26 protein-coding genes and 1 pseudogene are annotated in these 25498 nt (G+C 52.8%); 10 read left to right on the forward strand and 17 right to left on the reverse strand.

From position 1 onward, the window contains the following. Positions 1 to 24: 24 nt before the first annotated feature. Genes CBW46_RS13255 through nikR form a run of 3 tightly spaced genes read right to left on the reverse strand, consistent with a single transcriptional unit; the run spans position 25 to position 2628 of the window. A complete protein-coding gene (locus CBW46_RS13255) occupies positions 25 to 1695 on the reverse strand; it encodes a copper resistance CopC/CopD family protein (RefSeq protein ID WP_165842295.1) in 1671 nt (556 codons plus the stop codon). A gap of 40 nt (positions 1696 to 1735) precedes the next feature. Then, positions 1736 to 2140: a DUF2203 domain-containing protein gene (locus CBW46_RS13260; protein ID WP_089200481.1), complete on the reverse strand. Its 405-nt coding sequence runs from the start codon at positions 2138 to 2140 to the stop codon at positions 1736 to 1738. Between the two features lie 29 nt (positions 2141 to 2169). Continuing rightward, the gene (gene nikR, locus CBW46_RS13265; protein ID WP_089200482.1) at positions 2170 to 2628 is read right to left on the reverse strand and encodes a nickel-responsive transcriptional regulator NikR; all 459 of its coding nucleotides are present in this window, start codon (positions 2626 to 2628) and stop codon (positions 2170 to 2172) included. A gap of 803 nt (positions 2629 to 3431) precedes the next feature. On the opposite strand from nikR, the gene CBW46_RS13270 reads away from it, so the two are divergent. Then, positions 3432 to 5657, forward strand: coding sequence for a ribonucleoside-diphosphate reductase subunit alpha (locus CBW46_RS13270; RefSeq protein WP_089200483.1), 2226 nt, complete (start codon positions 3432 to 3434; stop codon positions 5655 to 5657). 574 nt (positions 5658 to 6231) lie between these two features. Further along, positions 6232 to 7269 carry a ribonucleotide-diphosphate reductase subunit beta gene (locus tag CBW46_RS13275; RefSeq protein WP_089200484.1) on the forward strand — a complete coding sequence of 346 codons (1038 nt, stop codon included), beginning with the start codon at positions 6232 to 6234 and terminating at the stop codon, positions 7267 to 7269. 156 nt (positions 7270 to 7425) lie between these two features. Here the strand turns inward: CBW46_RS13275 and CBW46_RS13280 are convergent, their stop codons facing one another. Further along, complete coding sequence (locus CBW46_RS13280; RefSeq protein ID WP_089200485.1) at positions 7426 to 7647, reverse strand: hypothetical protein; 222 nt, start codon at positions 7645 to 7647, stop codon at positions 7426 to 7428. A gap of 117 nt (positions 7648 to 7764) precedes the next feature. Between CBW46_RS13280 and CBW46_RS13285 the strand changes: the two genes are divergently transcribed. From CBW46_RS13285 to CBW46_RS13290, 3 genes are all read left to right on the forward strand, one after another. Beyond that, positions 7765 to 7980, forward strand: coding sequence for a hypothetical protein (locus tag CBW46_RS13285; protein ID WP_089200486.1), 216 nt, complete (start codon positions 7765 to 7767; stop codon positions 7978 to 7980). Between the two features lie 90 nt (positions 7981 to 8070). Further along, the gene (locus tag CBW46_RS21330) at positions 8071 to 8229 is read left to right on the forward strand and encodes a hypothetical protein (RefSeq protein ID WP_165842296.1); all 159 of its coding nucleotides are present in this window, start codon (positions 8071 to 8073) and stop codon (positions 8227 to 8229) included. Further along, entirely contained in the window at positions 8222 to 8527 is a 306-nt protein-coding gene (locus tag CBW46_RS13290) for a hypothetical protein (protein WP_089200487.1), read from the forward strand. Before CBW46_RS21330 ends, CBW46_RS13290 begins: the two co-directional genes overlap by 8 nt. 409 nt (positions 8528 to 8936) lie before the next feature. On the opposite strand, the gene CBW46_RS13295 is transcribed toward CBW46_RS13290, so the two are convergent. Then, positions 8937 to 9152 (reverse strand): response regulator transcription factor, encoded by a 216-nt coding sequence (locus CBW46_RS13295; RefSeq protein WP_089200488.1) that lies wholly within the window; start codon positions 9150 to 9152, stop codon positions 8937 to 8939. A 42-nt stretch (positions 9153 to 9194) separates the two neighbouring features. On the opposite strand from CBW46_RS13295, the gene CBW46_RS13300 reads away from it, so the two are divergent. Continuing rightward, positions 9195 to 9335, forward strand: coding sequence for an N-acetylmuramoyl-L-alanine amidase (locus CBW46_RS13300; protein WP_089200489.1), 141 nt, complete (start codon positions 9195 to 9197; stop codon positions 9333 to 9335). A 310-nt stretch (positions 9336 to 9645) separates the two neighbouring features. On the opposite strand, the gene CBW46_RS13305 is transcribed toward CBW46_RS13300, so the two are convergent. From CBW46_RS13305 to CBW46_RS13370, 12 genes and pseudogenes are all read right to left on the reverse strand, one after another. Then, positions 9646 to 9876 carry a TIM barrel protein gene (locus CBW46_RS13305; RefSeq protein WP_165842297.1) on the reverse strand — a complete coding sequence of 77 codons (231 nt, stop codon included), beginning with the start codon at positions 9874 to 9876 and terminating at the stop codon, positions 9646 to 9648. Positions 9877 to 10205: 329 nt separating this feature from the next. Then, on the reverse strand, positions 10206 to 11342 hold the full coding sequence (locus tag CBW46_RS13315) for a Gfo/Idh/MocA family protein (protein WP_089200492.1): 1137 nt from the start codon (positions 11340 to 11342) through the stop codon (positions 10206 to 10208). Positions 11343 to 11527: 185 nt separating this feature from the next. Further along, positions 11528 to 12592 carry a Gfo/Idh/MocA family protein gene (locus CBW46_RS13325; RefSeq protein ID WP_165842298.1) on the reverse strand — a complete coding sequence of 355 codons (1065 nt, stop codon included), beginning with the start codon at positions 12590 to 12592 and terminating at the stop codon, positions 11528 to 11530. Positions 12593 to 12814: 222 nt separating this feature from the next. Further along, positions 12815 to 13102, reverse strand: a complete 288-nt coding sequence (locus tag CBW46_RS13330) for a CD3324 family protein (RefSeq protein WP_089200494.1) — start codon at positions 13100 to 13102, stop codon at positions 12815 to 12817. A gap of 641 nt (positions 13103 to 13743) precedes the next feature. Next, the gene (locus CBW46_RS13335) at positions 13744 to 14532 is read right to left on the reverse strand and encodes an alpha/beta hydrolase (protein ID WP_089200495.1); all 789 of its coding nucleotides are present in this window, start codon (positions 14530 to 14532) and stop codon (positions 13744 to 13746) included. Next, positions 14529 to 14672: a hypothetical protein gene (locus CBW46_RS21335; protein WP_165842299.1), complete on the reverse strand. Its 144-nt coding sequence runs from the start codon at positions 14670 to 14672 to the stop codon at positions 14529 to 14531. The genes CBW46_RS13335 and CBW46_RS21335 overlap by 4 nt, the downstream gene beginning before the upstream one ends. A 106-nt stretch (positions 14673 to 14778) precedes the next feature. After that, positions 14779 to 16413, reverse strand: coding sequence for a bifunctional metallophosphatase/5'-nucleotidase (locus tag CBW46_RS13340; RefSeq protein ID WP_089200496.1), 1635 nt, complete (start codon positions 16411 to 16413; stop codon positions 14779 to 14781). A 234-nt stretch (positions 16414 to 16647) separates the two neighbouring features. Beyond that, positions 16648 to 16781 (reverse strand): annotated as a pseudogene (locus CBW46_RS22310) (bacitracin ABC transporter ATP-binding protein); the annotation flags it as partial. A gap of 104 nt (positions 16782 to 16885) precedes the next feature. After that, positions 16886 to 17707: a uroporphyrinogen-III synthase gene (locus tag CBW46_RS13355; RefSeq protein WP_089200497.1), complete on the reverse strand. Its 822-nt coding sequence runs from the start codon at positions 17705 to 17707 to the stop codon at positions 16886 to 16888. A gap of 152 nt (positions 17708 to 17859) precedes the next feature. After that, positions 17860 to 18930 carry a DctP family TRAP transporter solute-binding subunit gene (locus tag CBW46_RS13360; protein ID WP_243633304.1) on the reverse strand — a complete coding sequence of 357 codons (1071 nt, stop codon included), beginning with the start codon at positions 18928 to 18930 and terminating at the stop codon, positions 17860 to 17862. Positions 18931 to 19001: 71 nt separating this feature from the next. Continuing rightward, positions 19002 to 19847 (reverse strand): YitT family protein, encoded by an 846-nt coding sequence (locus tag CBW46_RS13365; protein ID WP_089200574.1) that lies wholly within the window; start codon positions 19845 to 19847, stop codon positions 19002 to 19004. Between the two features lie 31 nt (positions 19848 to 19878). Further along, on the reverse strand, positions 19879 to 20115 hold the full coding sequence (locus CBW46_RS13370) for a hypothetical protein (protein ID WP_089200498.1): 237 nt from the start codon (positions 20113 to 20115) through the stop codon (positions 19879 to 19881). A gap of 82 nt (positions 20116 to 20197) precedes the next feature. On the opposite strand from CBW46_RS13370, the gene CBW46_RS13375 reads away from it, so the two are divergent. The 4 genes from CBW46_RS13375 (at position 20198) to CBW46_RS13390 (ending at position 25159) form a co-directional block, all read left to right on the forward strand. Beyond that, entirely contained in the window at positions 20198 to 20881 is a 684-nt protein-coding gene (locus CBW46_RS13375; RefSeq protein WP_133253982.1) for a hypothetical protein, read from the forward strand. A gap of 167 nt (positions 20882 to 21048) precedes the next feature. Further along, on the forward strand, positions 21049 to 22671 hold the full coding sequence (locus CBW46_RS13380) for an ATP-binding protein (RefSeq protein ID WP_089200500.1): 1623 nt from the start codon (positions 21049 to 21051) through the stop codon (positions 22669 to 22671). 39 nt (positions 22672 to 22710) lie between these two features. Then, a complete protein-coding gene (locus tag CBW46_RS13385) occupies positions 22711 to 23436 on the forward strand; it encodes a response regulator (protein WP_089200501.1) in 726 nt (241 codons plus the stop codon). Between the two features lie 400 nt (positions 23437 to 23836). After that, positions 23837 to 25159, forward strand: a complete 1323-nt coding sequence (locus CBW46_RS13390) for a dicarboxylate/amino acid:cation symporter (protein WP_089200502.1) — start codon at positions 23837 to 23839, stop codon at positions 25157 to 25159. Positions 25160 to 25498: the final 339 nt, after the last annotated feature.

Here is a 25498-nt window from a genome sequence, read left to right on the forward strand (position 1 = left end):
ATTGAGGGGGACAATAGCCGTGAGTTAATATACCCGAATTTGGCGCTCGTACGGCGTCTCATCGTCATTGCTGTCCATTATGCGCACTTCAATCCGCCAATCACCGGGGTAGGGCATGTACGCACCGCGCGCTTTGTAGGTATGTCGCTTTAACCCAAAGGATTCTTCCGATGTCATATCTTCCGTGTAGCTCAGGGGCACCTCTATCGCCGCCATCTCCGGCATGCTCAAATTGTGCAGTTTTAGCACAACCTGCTTCGGTTTACCGAGCTCCTCGGGCAGCCATGCCTTCACCGTAAAGTCATTCACGCCCGGAGCATTCGGTGTGATCTGCGTGGTCATGTGAATGGTGCCGCCCATTGCATGCCAATTCAATGGTTGATTCTCCGGCAGTGGACTCAAATACGTAAATATACCCACGATGGCCGCTATTAGCAGCGCCAGAACCCCGTCGAACATGAGCAGCGCTGACGGTCTGTCTGCGGAACGCTTGCGGTAGCTCCTGCGCAGCAGCATGCCGCTGATGATGACCAGCACCACGAGTGCGGATTTCACAAGGAGCATTTTGCCCCAGTTGGTCTCAATCACATACCGGATGTCCGGGAGATAGATCAGCACCATGAAAATCCCCGACACCGTGAGCAGTATCATAGCTGCTCCGGCTGCCGGAGAGAAACGTTCGAAAAACTTCCGGGCGACTTCTCCTTTACGATAGCAGAGCACGATTAACATCAACAGTCCTCCCATCCAAAGGGAAGCTGCAGCCAAATGAATCACGTCCAATGTGATAGTCTGTGCGGTTGGTTCGAAAGCTGCGGCATGACCGTTCAAGCTTTTCAGCAGCCACAAGAGTATCACCCACAGCACGTCAAGTAAAAGGCTGCGGCCAAGCAGCACAAATCCAAGCAGAGATACGACGAGCGTTGTGATCCACACGTAGCCGATGCCAGTGCGGGTAAAAAGTGCGAGCAGTGTTTCCGCGCCGCCGTCCCCCGCCATCGAATACAGGTGGGTAAACATCAACAAAAGAAAGACCAGCACATAAGCCCGAAGCAGCTGCACCCGCCAGCCCTCCAGCATCGCGCTCGTCCCGCTGTCGGACACCTGGCCGAAACGCAGCCATATCACCCACCCGCTCAAAACAAGCAGGAAAACATAGTAAATGATCCGTAATGCAAAATTGAGCATGTCCATCAAGTCTGGCCCCAGCGACAGTCCTGCTGCAGGCGAATGTTGGATATTCGCTCCCGGCTCCGTCGGCGGTCCGTCTAAGCTTTGCCCAACCGCGAACAGATAGGTTCCTTCCACGGGATGTCCGTCAGCGGAAATCACATGGTACGTGACTACATAGTGTCCCTTCGGCAGCGCAGGCAAATCCAGTTCTATCGCAGTGTGGGTCGCGTTTATTCTCGCTTGGGTGTTCGTCACTGATTTTTTGTTTGCATCAAATACTTTAATATAAAACGCGCTAGCCTCCAGCTGTTCGTTGAACTCGAGCAGAATCCGAGGGGGTGATTGCGGCAGTTCAGCATTAGCGGCCGGCGTAGCCCTGATGAGTGTGGCATGGGCTCCTGCCCGATGCGGGATAAGCAGTATAAATATTATCATTGCAAATACTGCGAGCAGCCTGATCGCACTGCACCGCAATATTGTCTTCCTTCTGTCTGGCAGCGTGTTCAACGCCGGACTTACCATTGCATACAATCCTCCTTGCAAATAGCCGGGATATATCTTTTCATTCTCCGGTAAATTTCCTTCTTCCTGCGAAGCCGTCTTCCGGGCTGTGGTAATGCATGATTCGCTCCTCACCCTGACGCCAGCAAAGCAGTACTTCATCGCCGTCGATCAGCGCCGGGAAATCAACCAGACCGGTGTCAATATCTTTCAGCTGTACATGCTTAAGTTCGAAGCTTTTGATCAAGGCATTGGCCTCAATTTGCAAGAAATCCATTTCGCACTCCAGTGTGAAGCAGGGATCAGTGCCACGCGGCAAATGGCTGTGACTGGCGGCTCCTTTCAACTGCTGCAGCTCCGTATGTTTATCGCGGAACCGTCGTTTGATCTGCTGCAATTTTTCCAAATCCGACTTAACCGAAGGCAGCATCGCGTTTGCTTCTGACACTGTGAAATAAGTTTTCATTTTTGAGCTCCTTCCATGAATTTTTTCTTCTAACTGTGTTGTGGATTATGTTGATGAGAAGACGGCTCCTGTCCGTCAATGTGGGTAACGGAGAGCTCGGCATAGCTCACTCCCTTTAGCACCTGAATGCGCTGATGAAGCTCCCGCAGCCGACGCACGACACCCCGCACGACGATGACCTCCAAACATTGATGATAATTCAAATGTGTATGTAGAGTAGAGTTGATTTCCTGATGGTAATCATGCTGCAGCTCCGTTAAAACAACCGGCAGATCGCTAACATGGTGGTCGTACACCATCACAATTGTGCCGGCGGCCAGTTGTTCAGGTACAATGTTGGATGGTGCCAGAAGCGCCCTGCGCACCAAATCTCTGACGGCCTCGGAGCGGTTATCGTAACCTTGATTAACGATTAAAGCGTCAAACTGCTCGATTAAAAACTGGGGCATGGAAATACCGAAACGGACTAACGTCTCCTTCTCGTTCATCCTGCTCTCTCCTTTGGTCTGAGTACTCCCGTTCCTATTGGTTGATTGCATTAAATGTAGCATATTCGTGCAAATCAAACCAATGTGTTCACGGTAATGCCACACAGCAATGTTAGTCAAACCTGCTAGTCCATCTTAACTCGCTGCACCGCCGATGTTGACCGGCGCACCATACGCTGCGACCATACCCCTCGCGTGGCGTCACGGCTGTGCATGCAATCGCCATACGAAATTCATGGGATTAGCGCTGCGGCGATCCTGCAGTGGGTTGGCGTCGGAACAGATATAGATTGGATACATGCAGCGCTGTTAATCAGGACTTTTTGCCTAATTTTGTCCATTCTTCTCGGCGGCTAGATGCCCCTTCGCGATCTCTTGGAGCCCTGGAGCTACGTCAAAAACAAGTGATTCGCACTTTGTTCGCAGCCCTGCCATGTCGAAAATAATATCATTGACAGCTACCATATATTGCGGTAAGTTCTTTTTACATGTTCATTTGCAACTATATATTGTGGATACGGCTTACGTGAACGACAAGATTCGCGAATTGCTTTTCGCCCGTTATCACCTGCTTTCGGGGGGGGTTAAAAAAGACCCAGCAGGCGGCATGAGATCTCGGATGCACCTTGGCGCGCACTAACCACAATTTCTACCGCAAGCATCCCCCTCCGAAAAGTGTATTCACAGGGTTTCTCGCTGGAGACTCGCATGTTGTGCCTGCGACATCTGACAGGCCGCATTCTTTTTCATTTTTTGTCAATCAATTTTTCCCCATTTATGCTCGCAAAGGAGTAGGTAGTAGCATGATTATCGTAAAAAGAGACGGCACACAGGAAGAACTCGTTTTTTCCAAAATGAAGAAAGTGATCGATTTCGCGTGCGCGACTTACCCGGAATGCGATCCATTAGAGCTGGAGACTGCGCTTCTGCCTTTGTTCCGCAATGGAATCACCACTAAGGAAATTCAACGTCTATTAATTCAGGTAGCTGTGGAAAAAACAAGTGTGGAACAGCCTAACTGGCAGTATGTTGCGGCCAAGCTGCTCACTTACGATTTATATAAGGAAGCCCGGTTGAACCGAAAATACGGATATTTCGGCTACGGTGACCTTTACTCGCTCATTACATATTTGACTGATATGGGGTTATACGGAAGCTACATACTTGAACATTATACTCGCGAAGAAATTCAGGAGCTCGGTGCATACATCAAGCCGGAGCGCGACTATTTGCTCAATTATATCGGTCTGAAAACTCTCGCCGACCGTTACCTGATCCGCGGCTTGGACAAGGAAGTGCTGGAGCTTCCGCAAGAGTTGTTCATGGGTGTAGCCATGCACCTGGCGATGAAGGAAAACGATAAATTAAAATGGGCCAAGCAGTTCTATGACGTGCTCAGCAGCTTGGAGATGACGGTGGCCACCCCGACTCTGGCGAATGCACGGAAGCCGCTGCACCAGCTGTCGAGCTGTTTTATTGACACCGTGCCTGATAACCTGTGGGGCATCTACAACGTCGACCAGAGCTTCGCGCAGGTATCCAAGCATGGCGGCGGCATGGGAATCTATGTCGGCAAGGTGCGCAGCAGAGGGTCCAATATCCGTGGCTACAAAAATGTGGCCGGCGGCGTTGTCCCGTGGATTAAAAACTACAACAATACGGCCATTGCCGTCGACCAGTTGGGAGTGCGTTCCGGCGCGGTGGCAATTTACCTGGACGTGTGGCACAAAGATATACTGGATTTCCTCAACCTGAAAACAAACAACGGGGACGACCGGATGAAAGCCCACGATATTTTCCCAGGCGTGTGTATCCCCGATCTGTTCATGAAAACCGTGCAGGAAAGAGGCACTTGGTATTTGTTCGATCCGCACGAAGTGCGTAAACTGAAGGGCTATTCCATCGAGGACAGCTGGGGCGAAGAGTTTGAGAAGCGGTATTGGGATTGCGTCAACGACGACAAGCTCTCGAAAGATGAGATTCCTGCCATCGATATTATGAAGCGCATCCTGACCAGCTCGTTTGAAACCGGAACGCCGTTCTTGTTCTTCCGCGATACGGTGAACCGTGCGAACCCTAATAAGCACGCGGGCATGATCTATTGCTCGAACCTTTGCACGGAGATTTGCCAGAACATGAGCGCTACCGAGCTGATTGAAACCCAGCACGAAGATGGTATCATCACCAATCAAGTGAAGAGCGGCGATTTTGTTGTGTGCAACCTGTCTTCACTGAATCTCGGCCGTGTGTACACAAAGGAAGACATCGAACGAGTCGTAACAACCCAAATGCGCATGATGGACAATGTTATCGACTTGAACTATTACCCCGTGCCACAGGCGGAAATCACGAACAAAAAATACCGCGCGGTGGGACTTGGATCTAGCGGATATCATCAAATGCTGGCGCAATTGAAAATTGTTTGGGAATCGGATGACCATGTGACCAAAGCCAATGAAGTGTACGAATGGATGAACTACTACGCGATCAAAGCTTCCATGGAAATCGCTAAAGAAAAAGGAGCATTCCGTGCTTTTGAAGGCAGCGAGTGGCAGACCGGCGCTTACTTCGAATCCCGCGGCTATAATAGCCCTGAGTGGCTCGAGCTTAAGCGGCAGGTCGCAGAGCATGGTGTTCGTAACGGGTGGATGTTCGCTATCGCTCCTACCGCCTCCACTTCGTTGATTGCCGGTTCTACTGCGGGCATTGATCCGATCTTCAATAAATTTTTCGTGGAAGAGAAGAAAAATGCCGTGATCCCGCAAACGGCGCCTAATCTTAACGCCGACACGATGTGGTATTACAAGGAAGCTCACTCGATCGACCAATTGTGGAGCATCAAAGCTGCCGGCGCCCGTCAGCGCCATATTGACCAGGCTCAATCGTTCAATCTGTATATCACGCCTGAGCTGTCTGCGAAGGAATTTTTGCAGCTGTACATGGCCGCTTGGCAACAAGGACTGAAGACCGTATACTACGTCCGCAATAAGAGCCTGGAAGTGGAGGATTGCGTCAGCTGCTCCGCGTAAATGCCCGGTTACGCTAGTGCGCACTCGCTGGCGTAGTCAACCGCCAGCGCTCAGGCAGCAGCGCAGCGCTCCGCCTCACTTGCGCTAGTTCTCACCCGCTGGCGTAGTCATACCGCCAGCGTTCAGGCAGCAGCGCAGCGCCCTGCCTCACTTGCGCTAGTTCTCACGCTGGCGTAATCATACCGCCAGCGTTTCAGGCAGCAGCGCAGCGCTCTGCCTCACTTGCGCTAGTTCTCTCCCGCTGGCGTAGTCATACCGCCAGCGACAGGCAGCAGCGGAAGCGCTCTGCCCATGTTTACGTCGCACCACAGCATACCGTAGAGCGTGTACATACCGTCTGTTTTGCAGAAGCAAGCAGACGGTATGTACGTAAGCGGGCATCCATCGCCCAAACGTCCGCACACGGATCACCGCTCTACCGTCAAGCGTGTCTGAGGAATGCCGGGGAGAAACCCCGGCCAGTCCTCAGACAGACGCGCACCAAACCACACAAAAGTACCTCCCACACCAGGGGGTCCAGGGGGTAGCGCCCCCTGGGGTCCCCCACTGGAGGGGGATTTAGGGGGTAGTCCACTTGGATTTGCAAAAGAAGAAGCTTTTTAATGAAGACGGTGATCGGGATTGGGGTAAGCGCCGCATGATCGGCGGCAATACAACCAACCTGATCGAACTGAACAATGTGAAATATGATTGGGCAACGAAGATGTACAGAACGATGATGAATAATTTTTGGATTCCTGAAGAAATCCCTTTGGCTCAAGACGCCAAGGATTATAAATTTCTTTCGCCGCACGAACGTCAAAGCTATGATAAAATCATCAGCTTTCTTATATTTCTGGATTCGCTGCAAACAGCCAATTTACCGAACATCAACGAGTACATCACCGCGCCGGAAGTGAATCTGTGCCTGACCGTTCAAACTTTCCAAGAAGCGGTACACAGCCAAAGCTACTCCTACATTTTGGACAGCGTATGCTCCGCGGAAGTCCGTGATGAGATATATAATCAGTGGCGTGAGGACAAACACTTGCTGCGCCGCAACCGGTTTATCACCGATTTATATGAGCGGTTCATCGAAACGCCGAACACAGATAATCTGATCCGCACGATCATGGCGAACTACATATTGGAAGGATTGTACTTCTACAGCGGATTCAGCTTCTTCTATGCGCTAGGCCGGCAGGGCAAAATGCTCGGCACCGTGTCGGAGATCAAATATATCCAGCGCGACGAACTGACGCATCTGGCCTTGTTCCAAAACATTTTCCGTGAGATTCGGAAGGAAAATCCTGAAGTGTTCACCGGCGAGCTGATTGAGGATCTGCGGAACATGATGAAAACCGCGGTACACCATGAGATTGAGTGGGGACAATATATTACCGATAACCAAATCACTGGGTTGAGCAACGAAATAATTGATCAATACATCAAATACTTGTCCAATGAGCGTTTGAAAATGCTCGGGCTGGAGATCCTCTTTCCGGAAGTGCAGGAGCACCCGATGAAGTGGGTGGAGAATTTCAGCAACATGAACAGCATGAAGACGGACTTTTTCGAACAAAAGGTAACGAACTACAGCAAATCGTCGAGCCTGAATTGGGACGACCTATAAGCCGGCACACAATCAAAGTCAAACACCCCTCATTGCGGCGTTAAGCTCTGCGTTGCTCAGAGCACTGCTCGCACGCGAGGGGTGTTTTTTATGCTGCTGTAGATAGCCCATTGGACGGTGCGCTGTGCAGCTGTTGTTTATCGGCTGCGTACGCCGTTACGGCTTGTATTTTTTCTCACTGGAGGAATTGGTTTTGGTCGCCTCCTTATCTTTTTCTTCTCGTACCTCCATGTTTAAATCCTCGACCGGAATCGGATCCACATTACGCTCGCTCTCATACATGTCGAACAGGCTTTCATTTTCGGTCGGATACTGCTCAGGGTGGTCCCTGTTCCCTTTTTGCTTCACTTTATCGGCACTTTTATTGAATTCTTCCATTTGGCTCACCTCACGTAAACTTGATATAATAAAGCTTTCCTCACCTTGTTTTTACCTTTTTGCAGGGATAGTCAAACAATGGAATGATTTCATACTATACACAAAGGAGCTTGTGACATGTCCCAAAATAGGCGGCTGCTGACGGATCAAGATTTTCAGGAGGCAATGGAGCATCAACGGGCGATACGTGTATTTCAAAATGATCATGTGGTCGCCCACGGGGGAGTGATCACACGGTTTGACGAACAGTCGGTTGTACTGCAGTCCGGAGTGAGTGACATATCGTACCACCGCAGACATGAGTGTGAGTTTTTTGAATTAAGACGCAGATAACGTATGTGCGGCCCTGATCCAGGAATAATTTGTTTGCGGACGGGAAATTTAACAAGGGCAAACAATCACACGCGAAAGGCGGCGGCGCATATGGTGAAAGCAAACGACGATCAGCGGCAGACAGCGGAGCGGCTGTCTAATGAGCAGGATGACACTCCGTCCACCAGCGCGAAGGAAAGCAACGAGATCGACCTGCAATTCAAGGGCGATAGGCGGGCCTTTGGCCAGGGAGGCAGTGCCAATGACTGACGAACAAAGATCGGACGTGCCGGAGGCTCAGGAGAACCAGGATGCATCCTTGTCGGACACACGGACTGCCCGATACGGTCCGTTGGATGCACATACTGATCGACATGAGCCGCCGTATGCACATACTGATCGACATGAGCCGCCCAGCACACGCACGGACCGACAGGAACAGCCGGACACCGAAGCAGAGCCTGTGCCGGCATGGTTTGATACCGTACGCGGAGCCGCACTGCAGGCCAAGGGTGCGTTTCCCGATCAAGTCGATTATTATGATCCGGAGAAGGATGAGATCATATAAATGAGCAGCGGCCGAAACGAGCATAACAAAAACAGCCCGATCCCAAACTGTCGACGTTTTGGGGCCGGGTTGTTTAATTATCGCCAACCTAGCAATCGGTTTGCTCTAATATTTGCTTTACTTTAAACTCTAATTCGACCATCGAAAACGAATCACGCAGATAGGCATCCAATCCAAGCTGTTGTCCGCAGATGCACCAGCCTGTAGATTTGTGCCGCGGTGATCCAAGTCACTTGTGAGCTGGCAGTGCTGCGCAGTTCATGCAGCCGGTCGAGCTCATTGCACAGCGCGCGATATATCGCTTTCGGCCTTCTTGCAGCAATCTCTCTTCTCGATCGGCCCGCTGCTGAGATGCTGGATGTCGCATTAAAAAACCACTGCAGTCCGTTGCCAAAATGAAACAGACCCCCTACACGCTGCTCCCCATTAACTCTTTCACCGTGTCGACCAGCTTGAGAGGACTGAAAGGTTTTACCACATAAGTAGTGACTCCCGCAGCCTCCGCCCGTACCCGATCCTTCTCCAGCGCCTTGGCTGTCAATAATATGACCGGGGCGTCCCCATTTTTACCAATTAGATAGGAAAAAAGTCCCGCCGCCGCTAAATCCGGATTGCAGCATATCATAATGCAGTGACACACAGCTTCCCGAGAAAGGGGATGATCTAGTTGCTAAGTGCGGAGGACGCCAAAAAAATTATTTTATTTTTGTCCGCAGCTTATTACTGCACTGAGTCCGATGCCGCTCGAGCGGAATTCCACCGTTTGGCTAACGCGGTACGCCGAGCAGCCGGCCTGCCGGAAGAATGAAACAAACACCAGCTAATGTTTGTCAAGTATCTTGCTTGGTCCGGAAAGGATTACTGGTATGCGGTTTTATTGGCATGACCAAGAAGCCTTCATTGGCGTGAAGACTTCTGGATAAGTGTGGAATTATCTATGGTAAGGCTGACTCTTACTAAGGATGGCGAATACGTGATGCAATAGCTTGTTGGCGTAAGCTATCACCGCGACCTTGTAGGGTTTGCCTTCTTTCTTTTTCTTATCGTAATAATCTAGCCCCGTTGGGAGTTCAGTGATATTAGTGGCATGCTTTCAGTTGATCGCCTGGCGTGCCAAATCAAGCTCCGCATGGCCGGATCATATAGCGCTTGTTCAGCGGGAGGATGCAGGCGACCGGATCCGAGCCCTGCCAGAACAAATGGCTCGGGTCAAAGTTCACGCCAGCGCTGCCCCCCGCCACTTCACACAGCTTGAGCGCGGTCTCGGAGTTGCACACCACAAAGCCGGGATGCGGCTCTACCGCCGCCCTGATACCGTGGGCACGGACAAACTGACCCATTTCTCCCAATAAGGAATGACCCGCTGTTCCTACTGCCAGTGCACCGTGTCTGCAACAACCGTCGGCCACGGGCATGTGATCCAACCGGTTGTTGCGACGATTCCGATTCTCCCGGGCAGCCGGAGAAATTCACCACAGTGTCGACGCCAAGCTGTCCTGCGACAAGCACGGTTTGTTCAAATCGTTCTGATGCTGTGAAGCAATCGCTTCGTTCGTATGAAGCGGATTGCCATGGCAGCTCAGCGCGCTGATAGTCAGGTTGCATTTATGCAACAGATCTTTGATACGTGTGATTCCACTCTTGTTGCCGTAGATCCAAGCTGCTCCTATTTGCCGGCTCAGTCGTACTGTATGGGCACCCATGTTTTACTTTCAGACGAGCGCTCAACTGCGTCCAACACTAACTGATTGCGGTATCCGTCCGAGAAGTCCGGTGCTGGACTATAGCCGCCGGCGATCCCTTTCATCAGCTCGCTGATCATATTGATGAAAGTGTGCTCATATCCGGTGATGTGCGCGGCCGGCCAGTATGCCCCGGCGTATGGATGACTCTCCTCCGTGCAATTAATGGTGCGGAACCCTTGCATACCCTGCTCGTCGGAGGAGAGGTAAACGCCCAGGTTATTCATGTTCTCCAGGTCCCAGCGAATGGAACCAAGCTCTCCATTGATCTCCAGCCGTTGACCGTTGCGGTTGCCGGCGGCAAATCGTGTCGCCTCGAACGTGCCGATTGCGCCATTCTCAAACCGTGCAATGAATACCGAGGCATCGTCCACATCCACCTGGCCAACAGTCCCCGTTTTGCCCGTGGCGCTCAATCCGCCGCTTGCGTCAGCCATAGGCCGTTCCTTGATAAAGGTCTCCATCGTGCCCACCACTTCTTTTACTTCGCCAACGAGGTATCGCGCAAGATCGATGATATGCGCGGCCAAATCTCCATGCGTGCCCGAGCCGCACACCTCCTTTTGCAGCCGCCAAACAAGAGGAAACTGCGGATCCATGATCCAATCCTGCAGATAAGTGGCACGAATATGATAAATTCGGCCAAGCCTGCCTTCGGAAATGAGCTTCTTCGCATACTGGATCGCCGAAGCATAGCGGTAATTATGGCAAACCATATGAACTTTGCCCGAACGGTCAGCCGCTTGGAGCATGCGTTTCGCTTGATCCGCACTCATCGCCAAGGGCTTTTCACACAGCACATGCTTGCCTGCCTCTAACGCCGCAATCGCCATCTCCGCGTGCATGTAATTCGGTGTTACGATGTCGATCAGATCAATGTCCTTGCGCTCAATCAGCCTGCGCCAATCGGTCTCGTGCGATAGCCAGCCCATGCGGGAGGCCGCGGCTTGCACTCCTGCCTCATCCCTTCCAGCGATCGCCTGCAGCACCGGAACCGCAGGAACGTCGAAGAAAAACGGCACGTCCCGATATGCGTGACTGTGTGCCTTTCCCATAAATTTATAACCGATCATGCCAACCCGAACTTCCTGTGTCTGTACTCCCACTTGCAGTCGCCGTCCTTTCGTTTGTTAGACTGGACTGGACGCAGAATCAGTCCTTCATCGATCCGTTAGTCAGCCCTCCCACAATATATTTTTGCATCGTGATAAATATCAATATAATTGGCACTGCCGTTATCGTAGCTGCAGCCATCAAATTATTCCACTGTGTGCCGTACGCTTCGGACCGTGGCATTCTCTGCTTCCGTACGCTGCCTGAATTCACTGATATTGATCCGTTGACCGGTTTGCGCGGACCGGATGGCGGCGCAAGTTAGCTCGAAGCTCCGTATGTTATCTCCGATGGACGTGGCAGGCTCAGTGCCACCGACAACCGCCGCGACAAAGTTATCCAACGAGGACGCTCGGTCATCACACGGCATGACAATCAGTTCAATGTCCTGACAGACGGCTTGGTGCGGCGCTTCTCCAAGCCACAGCTTCACTTCATCCCCTATCATCTCTATCGCGCCTCTGTCTCCAACGATGCGAATGTCTCCGTTCCACGTTGTCTCTTGTCCCCGCGAGACCCAGCTGCCGAAGTAGTGCACGTGCACATCCTGTTCAAACCGGATCACCGCACTGGCCGACGGTTTTCCGCTAAACCAGCTCCAATCCGGGCGGAAGCTGTGCGCCATCACATCTACCGGGTCGGCGCCAAGCAGGAAGCGCATGATGTCAAAATGATGGATGGACATATCCTCGAGCAAAATTTCCTTGTAATTGTCTCGCCAGCCGCCAAATTTCATCGCCTTCCTGAACTCGTACTCGACATAGCCGATCTTACCGATCGCCTGCTCATCCAGCAGCCGTTTGACGGTCTGCACCGGAGGGCGCCAGCGATAATTCTGGCTGATTCCCAGCTTCATGTTGTGTCCCTTGCTGAGCGTCAGGAGCTCCAGCGCTTCACTGTATGTATGGGCCAACGGTTTTTCCATTAATACGTGCAGCCCCGCCTGCATGGCTGTCACCGCAAGCTCTTTGTGAGTTTGCGGCGGTGTGACGATCAACGCCATATCCGCAGCCGCTTGGCTCAACGCCAATTCAGGGCTTGTGAACAGGCGCTCCGGCGGCAGACTCGTGAGCTCCCCCGCCAAACGCAGATTGTCCTCCATGATGTCTGCTACCGCCACGAGCTCTACATTCGGGTGTTCGGTCGCGACTTTCAACCAAGACTGCCCGAATCCCCCGGCTCCGATTTGAATCAAACGAATTGCGCTCAAATTGTCCCTCTCCTTTGTCAGCACCATGTTAAGCGTTTACACAATACAATATAACGAACATCCGCACGGATGAGAATACACAAACTTAAGATTGCAGCATAAATAAAGTTAAGGCTTACGATTTGGTAACATAGCTATGGTAACAAAAACATCCCGGGCACCGGAGCAGGCTCGGGATGTTTGACTGGGGTTGCAACGCCATGGCAGGCAGCATGCATATGACTAACGCTGCCGTGCGGCGCCCCCCCGGGTTTTTACTATAATTTTGCGGATGCTGTCCTCGGACAAGTGGTATTTCTTAATCAGCTCCGGCACGCTGGTGCCGTTCTCATACAGCCGGTATATCTCATGGTTACGCCGCAGGATCGTTTGCCGTGTGCCGTTATTTTCACCCCAGCCGGCGCGCGTTTGCTCTTTCTTCGGGATATAAATGATCTCTCCCGATATGTAGTCCTGCAGCTGCTTCAGCAGGCTAGGGGGAAGAATATCCCTCCCGTTTTTGTAACCCATCGATGAAATCCTCCTTCCGTGCTTTCGTTGCAGTTATCGCCGTGAAAGAGATAAGCATTTTCATCTTCACACCTCCTGAAGGCTGTCAAAATGCACGAAGCCCAAAGCGAGCTCGCTTGTGCCAGCATTTATAGGGTCATGCATAAAAACAAAAAAACACGATCTGCCGTATCGTGCCTGGATGCCATATTTTATATTGATGGTTTCATGTGAATGACGTCAGGTGACGGTGATGGAGAAAATGCTTATTCAATTGTGCGAAACCCTTTGTTAACTGTGCCCTCATACATCGAACGCCACTCCCTTCGTCTTCTAGTCATGATACCAAAAACTTCCTTTTCAATTATAACTGATGTCCTCGACTACTGTCTATTTCGAATTACCGGACCACGGACACTGTGCACGGCCGGAAAAGAAAATGGGGGGAGGCTTCTGGCGCCTCCCCGTGGTATGGCGCCTCCGCTCACGCGGAGACCACCTCAGGTAATGTAATCATCGCTCACGATCACTCCTTTCCGTCAAACGTTAGCTGGCCGGCTACATCTCTTATTAACGCACACCGCACATCCACTCTCAAGCGAAAAAATTTTTATAAATGTTTTCTCCTCTATGAAGCTGCGGCAAGGAGTGGACGGCACAACTCAAAACCCTTGCCCTTTCAGCCATACTGCACACACATCCGTCCACTGTTTCACGCCCGTGTTGTCTGATGCCAATCCAAGACCGTGCCTGCCCTGTTCAAATACGTGCAGCTCAAACGGCACCTTATGCCCGCTGAGGGCGGCGGCGAACATGAGACTGTTTTCCACCGGTACTGCGGCATCGTCGGCAGTGTGCCAGAGAAATGTCGGCGGTGTTTGCTTATTCACCTGTCTCTCAGTGGAAAGCACCTGCACCAAATAATCGTCGGGCGACTCACCGAGAAGGTTCGCTCTTGAACCCATATGTGCGAAGGTATCAAGGCTAATCACCGGATAACAGAGCACCAGTAGATCGGGCCTTGAGCTCTGCCGCTCGATCGGATCGTCAGCATCCGGCCGTCCACCGTCGTAGTGCGTACCGCACACGGACGCCAAATGTCCGCCGGCGGAAAACCCTAAAATACCTACGCGGGCGGGATCGAGCTGCCACTCCCCGGCACGGCTTCGTACCATTCTTATTGCTCGCTGGGCGTCCAGCAGCGGGTTAGGATGCCGATATGGCGCAACCCTGTAATGCAGAACAAAAGCGGAAATCCCTAAGCTATTCAACCATCGGGCAACAGGCTCTGCCTCATGATCCGCCCGGCGCGCATATCCGCCCCCGGGACAAACCACAACCGCAGCCGTCGGCTGGGGAGCGTCAACAAGATAAGGTACCAAGATGGGTTTATCCTCTTCTCCATCCCCAAGAGCATTGGGCGTTCCGTCAGGCCACAATAACAGGCTCATGCGTAATACCTCCTAAGTATCGGCTTATGCAGTCGGAGTGGAAGATCGTCGTCGTGAGCGAAAAAACTGAGCCGGCTGATTCCGGCTGCTTGTGCGCTTGTCAGTTTGCCAAAGCCGGCGCCACCAGTAGGATATCCCATACTTGCCCTCCTATTTTTTTGAGCGGATTAGTATAGTCTATGCGTCCCGCTCGGGCGATGCGTCCGACTGCTGTGCCTAGATGCGCCATTCGGGCATCGATTCAGATTACGTTTGCAGTTCCCCCGTCTGACCGCTCCTCGTCTGGCTTTTTCCATCCCATACAACTTCCCAATTCGAATTCAGACTGGCCTCGATGGTGCCCTTTTCCATAATGTAGTTAGCGAGGAGCTCTGTCATGTCCGTAGGAATGTCCCGTACGACAGGCTTCCCCTGAAACATGGTATATCCGCCTCCGCCTGCCGCGCGGTAATTGTTCATCGCCACCTCGTATTCCCGATCCAAATTAAGCGGCTCCCCTTGAAACTTCAGGTCCTCCACCCTGTGCCCTGCCGGGCGGGATATGTTTAATTTATACTCTATGCCTTCCCACATATCGTAATTGTAGTGCTGCGGCTTAAGTTGGCTGAATGCTGGATTCACCTGAACGGGGCCTCCCGTGTACGTAGCAAAATAGGAAGCCGACCGCTCCAGTGCCGCTTTGATATCCCGTCCGCTGATGCGGATCACCTGCAGCGTGTTGGGATAGACGTAGTTCGACACAATATCGCGCATGGTGATGTCCGGCGGAAAACCCGGCGAGACATTATCGAACAATGCTGTCATGGAGATAGCGGCTCCGGAAACCTCCATTTGGACCCTATTAATGAACTCGATCAGCGGATGATCTTTCAGCCTCACAGCCATCGAATCTGCAATTCGCATTTCACCCGCGACCTTGCCGAGCGGCTGGTCGAGCCACTCTTGTGTCAGCTCTTCATGCTCCTTCAGCAGCTTCGCAACGCTCATCATGGGAGCGACACCCTTGGCGGATAGCAGCTCCGACTCTGCGGCCGTGATGCTCCATTTTCCGTCCTGTCCCCGGTGCAGCTGCAGCTCCACCTTCCCCACAAACGCGCCTTGGCTTCCGGGCTGTAGGACTGTCACTCCATTGATCTGGCGGCTGTGGATGGTACGATGCTGATGACCTGTGAGCAGCACATCTATCGCCTCCACCTCAGTGCATAGAGCATAGCCCAAGTTTTCGCCGGTGAGCGGCTCAGTGGTCTCGCCCGTATCAGGATCACGTTCAAAGCCGCCGTGATAAGAGACGACGATCACGTCGGCCCCTGCTTCCTGGCGAAGGAAGGACACCCATTGGCGGGCCGTCTCCACCGTGTCCAAAAAGCGCAGCCCTGCAATATGCTCCGGTTTCTCCCAGTGCGGCACGTAGTGCGTAATAAGACCGAGGACCGCTACTCGCGGCCCATTCTCATACTGTTTCAACAGATAAGGTGTGCCGAAATACGGCTTGTCGCTTCCGGCATCCACGACGTTCGCGGCCAGCCAAGGAAACGCCGATTCGCGTACCGCCTTCTTCAGCAGCGGAAGCCCGTAGTTAAATTCATGATTGCCAACCACCGCCGCATCGTATTGCAGCTCATTCAAGCAGCGGATCATCGGGTTCGCCGCATCCGCATTCAGACGTGCGTGATGATAGGCAAGCGGCGTGCCTTGGATTAAATCCCCGTTATCAATCAATAGCAGGTTGGGATTCCGTTCCCGTTGTTGTGCAATTAGCGTAGCAATTTTGACGAAGCCTTGCTCGGTCGGTTCATTATTCGCATATTCAATGGGCAGCATATAACCATGTATGTCACTCGTTTCCAGTATGGTCAACGTAAACTCCGCCAGTGAATCCATCGTGTGGTCAACTCCCACTGTCCTTTTTGTAATACAGTATTACCCGGCTGCATCCCGCTTAGTGAACAAGAGCCAGGGAACGCCGTACAGTACAAGCCAATACAGCGCAAGTATCGCACTGAAAATCCCAGCGTCATGCCCGGCACGAAGGGACGGCCAAACAAGAAGGCGGCTTGTCTCGTTGTGAAAGCTCCATTTCGGACAGCAAATGGCTCGATACGATCACCGTGGTGGACCTACCATCATGCGGATGCTGGTTGTGCCCGTGCCATTCGGACCGAGGAAGCCCAACACCTCTCCGGGGACGCGTCTAGCGACAGACGATCGACTATGGTTTTGGAGCCGATCCGCTCCGACACATCCCGCAGCTGTAGCACGCACTGGCTATTCGCCGGTTTTCCGCCCACAAACAAAAGATATGGCAACTTTTTTGGAAAGTATACCATATCCTCTAAAATCGGGCCAAACCGCGTCACGCGGGAGATTGGCTCTCGTAATATTTGGCCAGGGCCACGATCATACTGCCCATTCGCTCTTCGTCCGGCGCGGGCGCTACCACCCGCTCAACGCCTTCATCCCACAGCGCTTCGGCAGTGACCTTACCCACCGCAACCGCCACGGTGCCCGACTGGAAGGCGGCCAGCAGTTGGTCGGCTTTGCCTTGCCGCCGCGCGTAGGACATCATGAACCGGACCTGCGGCGTGCTGGTAAATGTGACTGCGTCCACCTGTCCACCAATTATTTCGGACAGCAGCATGTCCAGCACTTCCAACTCCGGCGGGACATGCTGATATGGCAATATCTCATAATAATCCGCCTGCTGCTGCTTAAGCCAAGCGACCAGCTGAGGAGCGTGGTCCCCGTATAGCTGCAATGCCACCCGGCATTCGCGCAAATCATACGGCTGCAGAGCCCGCAAAATGCCGCGCGTCGTACCGTCGTCGTCGCGGACCGTTGGCGTCAAGCCTAAAGATTTCAGATACCGGACGGTTTTGTAGCCTCTGGCGGCTATTTTGGTTTGCTTTAAACGCTCGACAAAAACGTCCGCGGCATCGAGTCCCGCTGCTGCCTCATACAGCATCTCCGTACCGATTCCGGTAGTGAGTATGATCCAATCCGCACCGTGATCCAAAAACTGTCTAATCTCAGCCTCCAGCTGAGGCCTCTCTACCGCAACCGTTCCCTGCGCCGGTCGTAGCAGCGGTATACCCCCCAGCTTTTCTACGATGACGCTGAGCTCCGCCGCCTTTCTCGGCCCCGTGAGGGCGATTCGCTTCCCTTCCAATCTCCGCATGTGTTACTCCCCCGAACCGCTAATAATTGGCTTCATCCTGCCTCTCCCGTGTGAGTATCGCCATTAAACTGCAATATACCGCACATGTCTGTGCCGTGACAAGCAGCAACAATTTATGACTTCCATCAAATTTTCTTATATACAATATTGAGCTACGGCACCAATGAACCCGCATATTTGTGCTGCAGCGCGCGTATCTCGTCGATATACTGCCTGCCTACGACCGACTCGTACTCTCTATAGAGCGGTTCCCAAGCCTGCATCCACTCCGCCCTCTGCGCGTCGGTTAACGTATGGATCTCGAGGTCGGGAATCTGTCGAATTTCTTCCAGCTGCCGGTCATTCAGACGAATCGCATTCACGTTCGCCCACTGCGTGGTCTCTTTCATCGCATCGCGGATTTGCGCCTGAATGTCCGTAGGCAGCTTGTTCCAAAATGTTCGATTCATCAGCACCGCATACCCAAGGTAACCGTGGTTGCTAATGGTCAAATACTTTTGTACCTGAAAAAACTTCTTGGAGTATATGTTCGAGATCGAGTTTTCCTCACCGTCAAGCATTCCGCTCTCTAACCCGCGGTACACCTGATTAAACGGCATCTGCGTCGTCTGCGCGCCGAACATCTGAAACGCCCTTTCCAGCAAGTCGCTGCGCATCGTCCGTATATGCTGTCCGCGCAAATCGGACGGACGGAGAATGGGCCGCCCGCTGTTGGTCATTTGTTTAAATCCGTTGCCCCAATAAGCTAATCCGACCATGTCCTCCTGCTGCAGCTGGTTGAACAGCATCCTGCCCAGCTTGCCGTCAAACGCCTCCCGCACCGCCTCGTGGCTGAGAAATGCAAAAGGTAAATCCAGCACCATCCAGGCAGGCTGGAGCTTGGACAGGTTGGGGAAGGATGGAGCTATCATTTGCACATTCCCCTGCTTCAGCACTTCAATCTCATCAGGCTCCGAGTAGAGCACGCCGTTCGGATACACCTCGACTTTCACGCGCCCCTGCGTCCTCTCGTCGACCAGCCGGGCGAACTGCTGCGCGGCCAGCCCTTTTGGAGTATTTTCCGCAACTACATGGCTGAACTTGATGACAATTTGCTGATCGAACCCCTCTTGCTCGTCATCATATACCGTGGGAGCCTGCGACAGCACCGGATAAAATCCGATCACGGCTGCAGCAGTCAAGCCCAACACGACAATGACGGCTATGCCCAGAAATGATTTCACGGGTGCACACGCCTGCCTTTCCGCTGAACTTGATAGAGTTGATCGCATCTTAGGGATTGCCGCATGCAACGCTAATGGATGTCCTTCTTCTTAAACCGTCCGCCCTTCACGTCGTGGATATTGCCTACCGCCAAAAACGCCGTGGCATCGAGCTCCTCTACAATCGATTTCAGTTTCGCTTCCTCCAAGCGGGTAATCACGCAAAATATAACACGCTTCTCTCCCCCGGTAAAGCCGCCCTCGCCGTTCAAATATGTCACGCCGCGTCCCAAGCGGTCCAGTATTGCCTCACCGATTTCACGGTACTCATCGCTGATAATCCACACCGATTTGGACTCATCAAAGCCCTCAATGGTCACGTCTATCATTTTAAAAGCAATATAATAAGCTATCAACGAGTACATTGCATGGTCCCAACCGAAAACAAATCCGGCGCTCGCGAGAATGAACAAATTAATAAACATGACGATTTCGCCGACGGAAAAAGGTGACTTTTTGTTCACCAGAATGGCAACGATTTCAGTGCCGTCGAGCGATCCCCCAAAGCGGATCACTATACCAACCCCTATGCCCAGGATAATCCCGCCGAACACAGCTGCGAGCAGCGGGTCAATGGTCAGCGGCTTGACCGGATGCAGGAGTGTGGTGCCGATGGACATGATAACCACTGCGAACAGTGTAGATAGTGCGAATGTTTTACCGATCTGTTTATACCCGAGAAATAAAAACGGCAGATTTAAAATAAACAGAAACACGCCCAGCGGCACATCACTCAAATGAGATGCAATAATAGAGATTCCTACGACACCGCCGTCTATGATCGAGTTGGGTACCAGAAAAATCTCCAGACCTACCGACACAAAGCACGCGCCCAGAAAAAGAAACAATAATCTTCTCATGAGCTGAAATCCGGTCATGCTGTGATGCCGCGGAGCCACCGGAACTGCTTCATTTCGGATGACTTTTTCCTCCATTCGATTCTCCCCCTTCTTCTTTCGCTTTGTCGAAACCGAACTCGGCGGCTATTTCGCAAATAATGAGATCCGTGGCGGATAATTGCCCCCGGATAAACTCACGTGAAGGTTCAAGCTCGCTCATTTCCAACTGGCCTTTGAGCGCCTGCCTGCGAACCTCCAGACGTTCCAGGTAGTGCTCAACTCTCGATTTACGGTATGTTTCCGCCATGCCCGATTCCTCCAATTATGCATATGGTTTTATATTAATTGTATGCAATTGTATACATATATGCAACTTGTGTGTGACATAAATGTTTTCCAATCGCGAGGGCAAAATACAGTTATTACTGTTCCACGGAGGTGTAGCGGGCATGAAAGGGCTGTTCTCTTTCTTATTCTGTTTTCTATTGTTTATCTCGTGCGCCGGGTGCGGCGACGACCAATTGCATCAACATCAGGACGGCGGTCAGAACGGAAACAGCCCGCGGCAAGGCGACAATAAGCAGAACAGCGGCCAGCAGCAGCAGGGCCAAGGCGAACAGCAAGGGCAAGGCGCGGAGCGAGCCGAAAGTCGGCCCCCGGATCCGGAGCTGAGCGACCAGCTGCAGCAATATAAGCGCATGCGCCAATTACAATATGATGAGGCGCAACGGCAGCTTACGGTCGAGCGGGAGGAGCTGCGCATGCTGATCGAATCACAGGGCGGTGCCACGCAGCCGCCAAGTGATCGGCAAGGCGGCGGCCAGGACGGCGATGGCGGCGGGCAAGAAGACGAGAAGTCCGGCGCGTCCGGCGCGCAAGGCAGCGAGAAGGACGGCTCGACCGGCGGGCAAGGCAGCGAGAAGGACGGCTCGTCCGAAAGTGGTAGCGCCGGCAAGCGGGAAAGTGGAGGTGGAGAGCAGAGGAAAAAAGAAGAAAAAACGCGCGGCGGCGGCACCGGCGGCGGCGGCCATGGCGGCAGCGAAGGCGGCGGCGGTGGCGGCCGCGGGGCGTAGACATTGCTTGGCTCGCTGTAATCATGGACTGAGGGTCCACACAAACTTTATCACCCCGCTATTTGCGCAGGTCCTGGCAAAAGCGGGGTTTGTTGTTTACACTCTTAACTATCCGTCCCTCCTATTGTAAGATGGTAGTGACACGTCACGGAGGGGGCCTTGGCCGTATGCTGCAGCGTCTGAAAATCAACTGGAAAATAGCCATACTTTCCTTCGGCATCGTCGTCTTCTCCCTGCTGATCGGCGGGACGATACTCGTCGGCTCCATTATAAGCCTCAGAGAAGAGGAGCTCGGCCGGCGCCTGCTTGTCACTGCGCGGACAGTAGCGCAGCTGCCCGAGGTGGCGAACGCCATCGCCGACGAGCGTCACCGCCCCGCGGTGCAGCCCGCCGCAGAGCGCATCCGCATCATCAACGACGTGACCTATGTCGTTGTGATGGATATGAACCGGGTGAGGCTGTCCCACCCGGTTGAAGGGATGATCGGCACCGCTTCGCAAGGTGCCGATGAAGGATCCGCCTTTGCCGAGCACACGTACGTGTCCAAGGCGAAGGGAGAGCTCGGCACGGCGCTGCGCGCATTCGTGCCGGTGATGAACGCCGATCATGTGCAGATCGGCGTCGTCATGGTCGGCCACCTGCTCCCGACCGGCAGCGAGGTGCTGCTAGATTTAAGCGGCAAAGCTTATGTCATTCTGCTTCTGTCGCTATTGTTCGGCATCTGGGGCTCATGGAAGCTCGCACAGCACATCAAGCAGCAGATGTTCGCACTTGAGCCTCACCAGATCGCCCGTCTGCTCGTTGAGCGCACCGCGACGTTTCATGCGATGCACGAAGGCGTCATCGCCATCGACAAAAATGAGCGCATCACCATTTTCAACGACAAGGCCAAACAAATGCTGAGCATCGCAGGCGAAGTGATCGGCAGGCCGATTCGCGAGGTCATACCCGACACGCGGCTGCCTGAGATTTTGGATTTCAATCATCCGATCTACAATCAAGAATTGTACGTGAGCTCCGCTCACATCATGAGTAACCGGGTGCCAATCAAGGTTCACGGTCAAACTGTCGGCGCCGTAGCGATTTTCCAGGACCGCACGGAGGTCACGCGAATGGCTGAAGAACTCACCGGCGTAAAAGCATTCGTTGACGCGCTGCGGGTACAGAATCACGAATATATGAACAAGCTTCACACGATCGGCGGACTCATCCAGCTTGGCAGCAAGGAGAGAGCACTGGAGTACTTATTTGAAATCACAGAGCAAAAAGAAGAGCTGACCCGGTTTCTCAGCGGGCGGATTAAGAATGACAGCCTGACGGGGCTTCTGCTCGGAAAAATAAGCCGCGGCGCGGAACTCGGTATCACCGTGACCATCGACCGGCAAAGCCGTCTCGAGCGGTTTCCGGGGCGGCTCGATCATCACGATTTTGTCGTTTTGGTGGGCAATTTGATTGAAAACGCCTTCGATGCGTTGCATGCCAACCAGGAACAAATGGATAAGCAGATTTTTATCAGTATTGAGCAGGATGACGAGGTGCTCTCCATCCTCGTGGAGGACAACGGCTGCGGTATGGCTGCGGAAACGCGTGAGCGCATTTTCGAAAAAGGATTCACCACCAAGGCGGCCGACGGCCGCGGCATCGGTCTGTTCCTCATCGCCGACATTGTGCAGAAGGGTTCTGGCACCATAAGCATAGATTCCGCGCCTGGCGAGGGAACGGCATTTTTGATCTCTTTTCCGTTCACCGGTCCCGCACAGGAGACCTCACAGTTAACGGATTTAGCGTGAAGCTGAAAATAAGTGTTGCTGCAAGGAGGTACATCATGAATGTATGACCGCACGATTAGAGTACTGCTAATTGAAGACGATCCTATGGTTCAGGAGGTCAACCGGCAGTTTGTTGAAAGAGTGAAAGCTTTTAAAGTGGTTGGCGTAGCCGGCTCAGGGGTGGAAGGCATGCGGCTGCTGCGTGAATTACAGCCCGATTTGGTCATTCTCGACATATTTATGCCGCTGCAGGATGGCATTGAAACATTGACCCAGATCCGGCGGGAGCAGCTGTCCGTGGATGTGATGGTTATCTCCGCCGCCAAAGACCAACACACCATTCAGCGTATGCTGCAAAACGGAGCCATCGACTACATCATGAAGCCGTTCAAGTTCGAACGTGTGAAACAAGCACTCGACCACTATCGCAATATGAAGGAAATGCTAGAGAATAATAGCGCACTGTCACAACATGATTTGGATCGGCTGCTATTCGGCTCGGCCAGTCAGGCGGAGTCGACCGGGCCCGGTCCACAGGACGTTGGCGCTATCGCAGTACAGCTTCCGAAAGGGCTGCAGATGGTGACTATGAAGCAGATCACCGCGTTTCTCGCACATACACGTGCGCCGCTGTCTGCCGAAGAGGTGGCCGAGGGCGTGGGTATCGCCCGTGTCACAGCCCGGCGTTATCTTGAATTCTTGGAAAAATCGGGCCGGGTGCGCATCGATCTCCAATACGGAGTCGGGCGCCCTGTGCACAAATATGTTTTGGCGTACGAATCGTGAATTGTTCACATTTATCGGAGTCTATCCAAATCACAGCCATTCTCAGCATTGGTATACCTGCGGAGTATGGTTTTTTTATGCGGAAACACGTCATGAACAAAAAGACCAAAAGCACCAATATGATCAAATGATTCACATTTATTTTTGAAAGCGATAACATTGAATCCACAAAGTCAACATAGGGAATGAACTCATTCACAGCCTTCCTTGGCTGGGCAAGCTGCGGTTTTCCAATAAATTGGAATAACATTTTGTAATCTACGGCCAGATACGTTCACCTGGGCAAAAGAAACCGCTTCCTTCGCCGGCAGGTGCTTAGAAATGCTGTGCCGCACCCGTTGACATATCTATCATCGCAGGTGGCTACTTCATCCTATTTTCACAGAAACGAGGTCTTTTTATGCGAATCAATTTCAAAAACCTGACCGTTCAAGTGCTCTTCGCTATCGTGCTCGGTATCGCCATCGGGCAATTTTTCCCGGCGGTCGGTGTTCAGTTGAAGGTGCTCGGCGATATTTTCGTCAAGCTCATCAAGATGGTTATCGCTCCGATAGTGTTTTTCACGATTGTTATCGGCTTCGCCAACATGGGTGACATGAAAAAGGTCGGCCGCATCGGCGGCAAAGCGCTGCTCTACTTCGAAATCATTACGACCTTCGCCATGGCGATCGGTATCGGCGTAATGTACTTGGTGAGCCCAGGTACGGGCATGGACACGAGCAAAGTGGGCGCTAACGCGGCAGAAGTGGAAAAGTTCACGCAGCAGGCTGCGGAAACACCTCACGGGTTTGTCGATTTCCTGGTTAGCATTATCCCGGATAGCGTTGTCGGCGCACTGGCCAAAGGGGAAATGCTCCCTGTGCTTTTCTTCTCCGTCCTGTTCGGTCTGGCCATGGCTGGACTCGGGGAAAAAGCAAGGCCGGTTACCAGCTTTTTTGAGCAAATGAATGAGATTTTCTTTAGACTCGTCGCACTGATTATGCGCTTCTCCCCGTTCGCGGCAGGCGGCGCGATGGCTTACACGATTGGGAAGTTCGGCCTTGGCTCTCTGACTTCTCTTGGTAAAATGATGGGTTCCGTGTATATCACGATGTTCCTGTTCGTCGTTATCATTTTAGGGTCTGTCGCCAGATTTTATGGGTTCAGCCTATTCAATCTTCTTAGATTCATCAAAGATGAACTGCTGCTGGTGCTCGGTACTTCTTCTTCCGAATCCGCTTTGCCCCGATTGATGGATCGGCTGGAGAAATACGGGTGCTCCAAATCGGTTGTCGGACTTGTTGTTCCGACAGGATATTCGTTTAATCTGGACGGAACGTCAATTTACCTGTCCATGGCGGCACTGTTCATCGCGCAGGCGTATGGCATTGAATTGACTATATTGCAAGTGCTCACCCTGCTTGGTGTGCTGATGCTCACCTCGAAAGGCGCCGCAGGTGTGACCGGCTCTGGTTTTATCACATTGGCTGCGACATTGTCCGCAATTCCGGGCAACGTTATTCCGATGGAAGGTATGGCCCTGCTGCTCGGCGTTGACCGCTTCATGTCTGAAGCGCGCGCGATAACTAACATTATCGGCAACAGCGTGGCGACGGTGGTAATCGCAAAGAGCGAAAATCAGTTCCGCGTAGAACAAGAGCCGGCGTCGACCGACGCTTCCGCGCCAACCGACGATTCTGTGTATGTAAGTGATCAGCAGCTGCTTGGCACGTCCAAAGGGTGAGCGGGCCAGAGGGCCACGGGGCCACAGTGCCACGGGGCCGCGAAGGGCATCCGGGAGATAAAAAAATGACGAGACACTATGAAGGTCCCACCCTACTTCCACAAAATCGTCTGGCATCGCACCGTGTGGTTGCTCCGACAACGCGTGCGGCCTCTGCGGTGGCGCGCGAACCAGCCATCCATTCTTCCCTACGAAGAATGGATGGCTTTTTAGTTTGTCTATGCGGTTGTCTGCAGTCAGAACGAAGCGTCAGCGGGGGAAACAGTTTCGTGTTGTCTCTTTCCCAACGTGGACCATGAGTGGCTGCCATTCGAGGCACCAGTCAAGTGCCGGGGATTC

This window comes from Paenibacillus xerothermodurans, assembly GCF_002220865.2.
GTDB classification, from domain to species: Bacteria; Bacillota; Bacilli; order Paenibacillales; family NBRC-103111; genus Paenibacillus_S; species Paenibacillus_S xerothermodurans.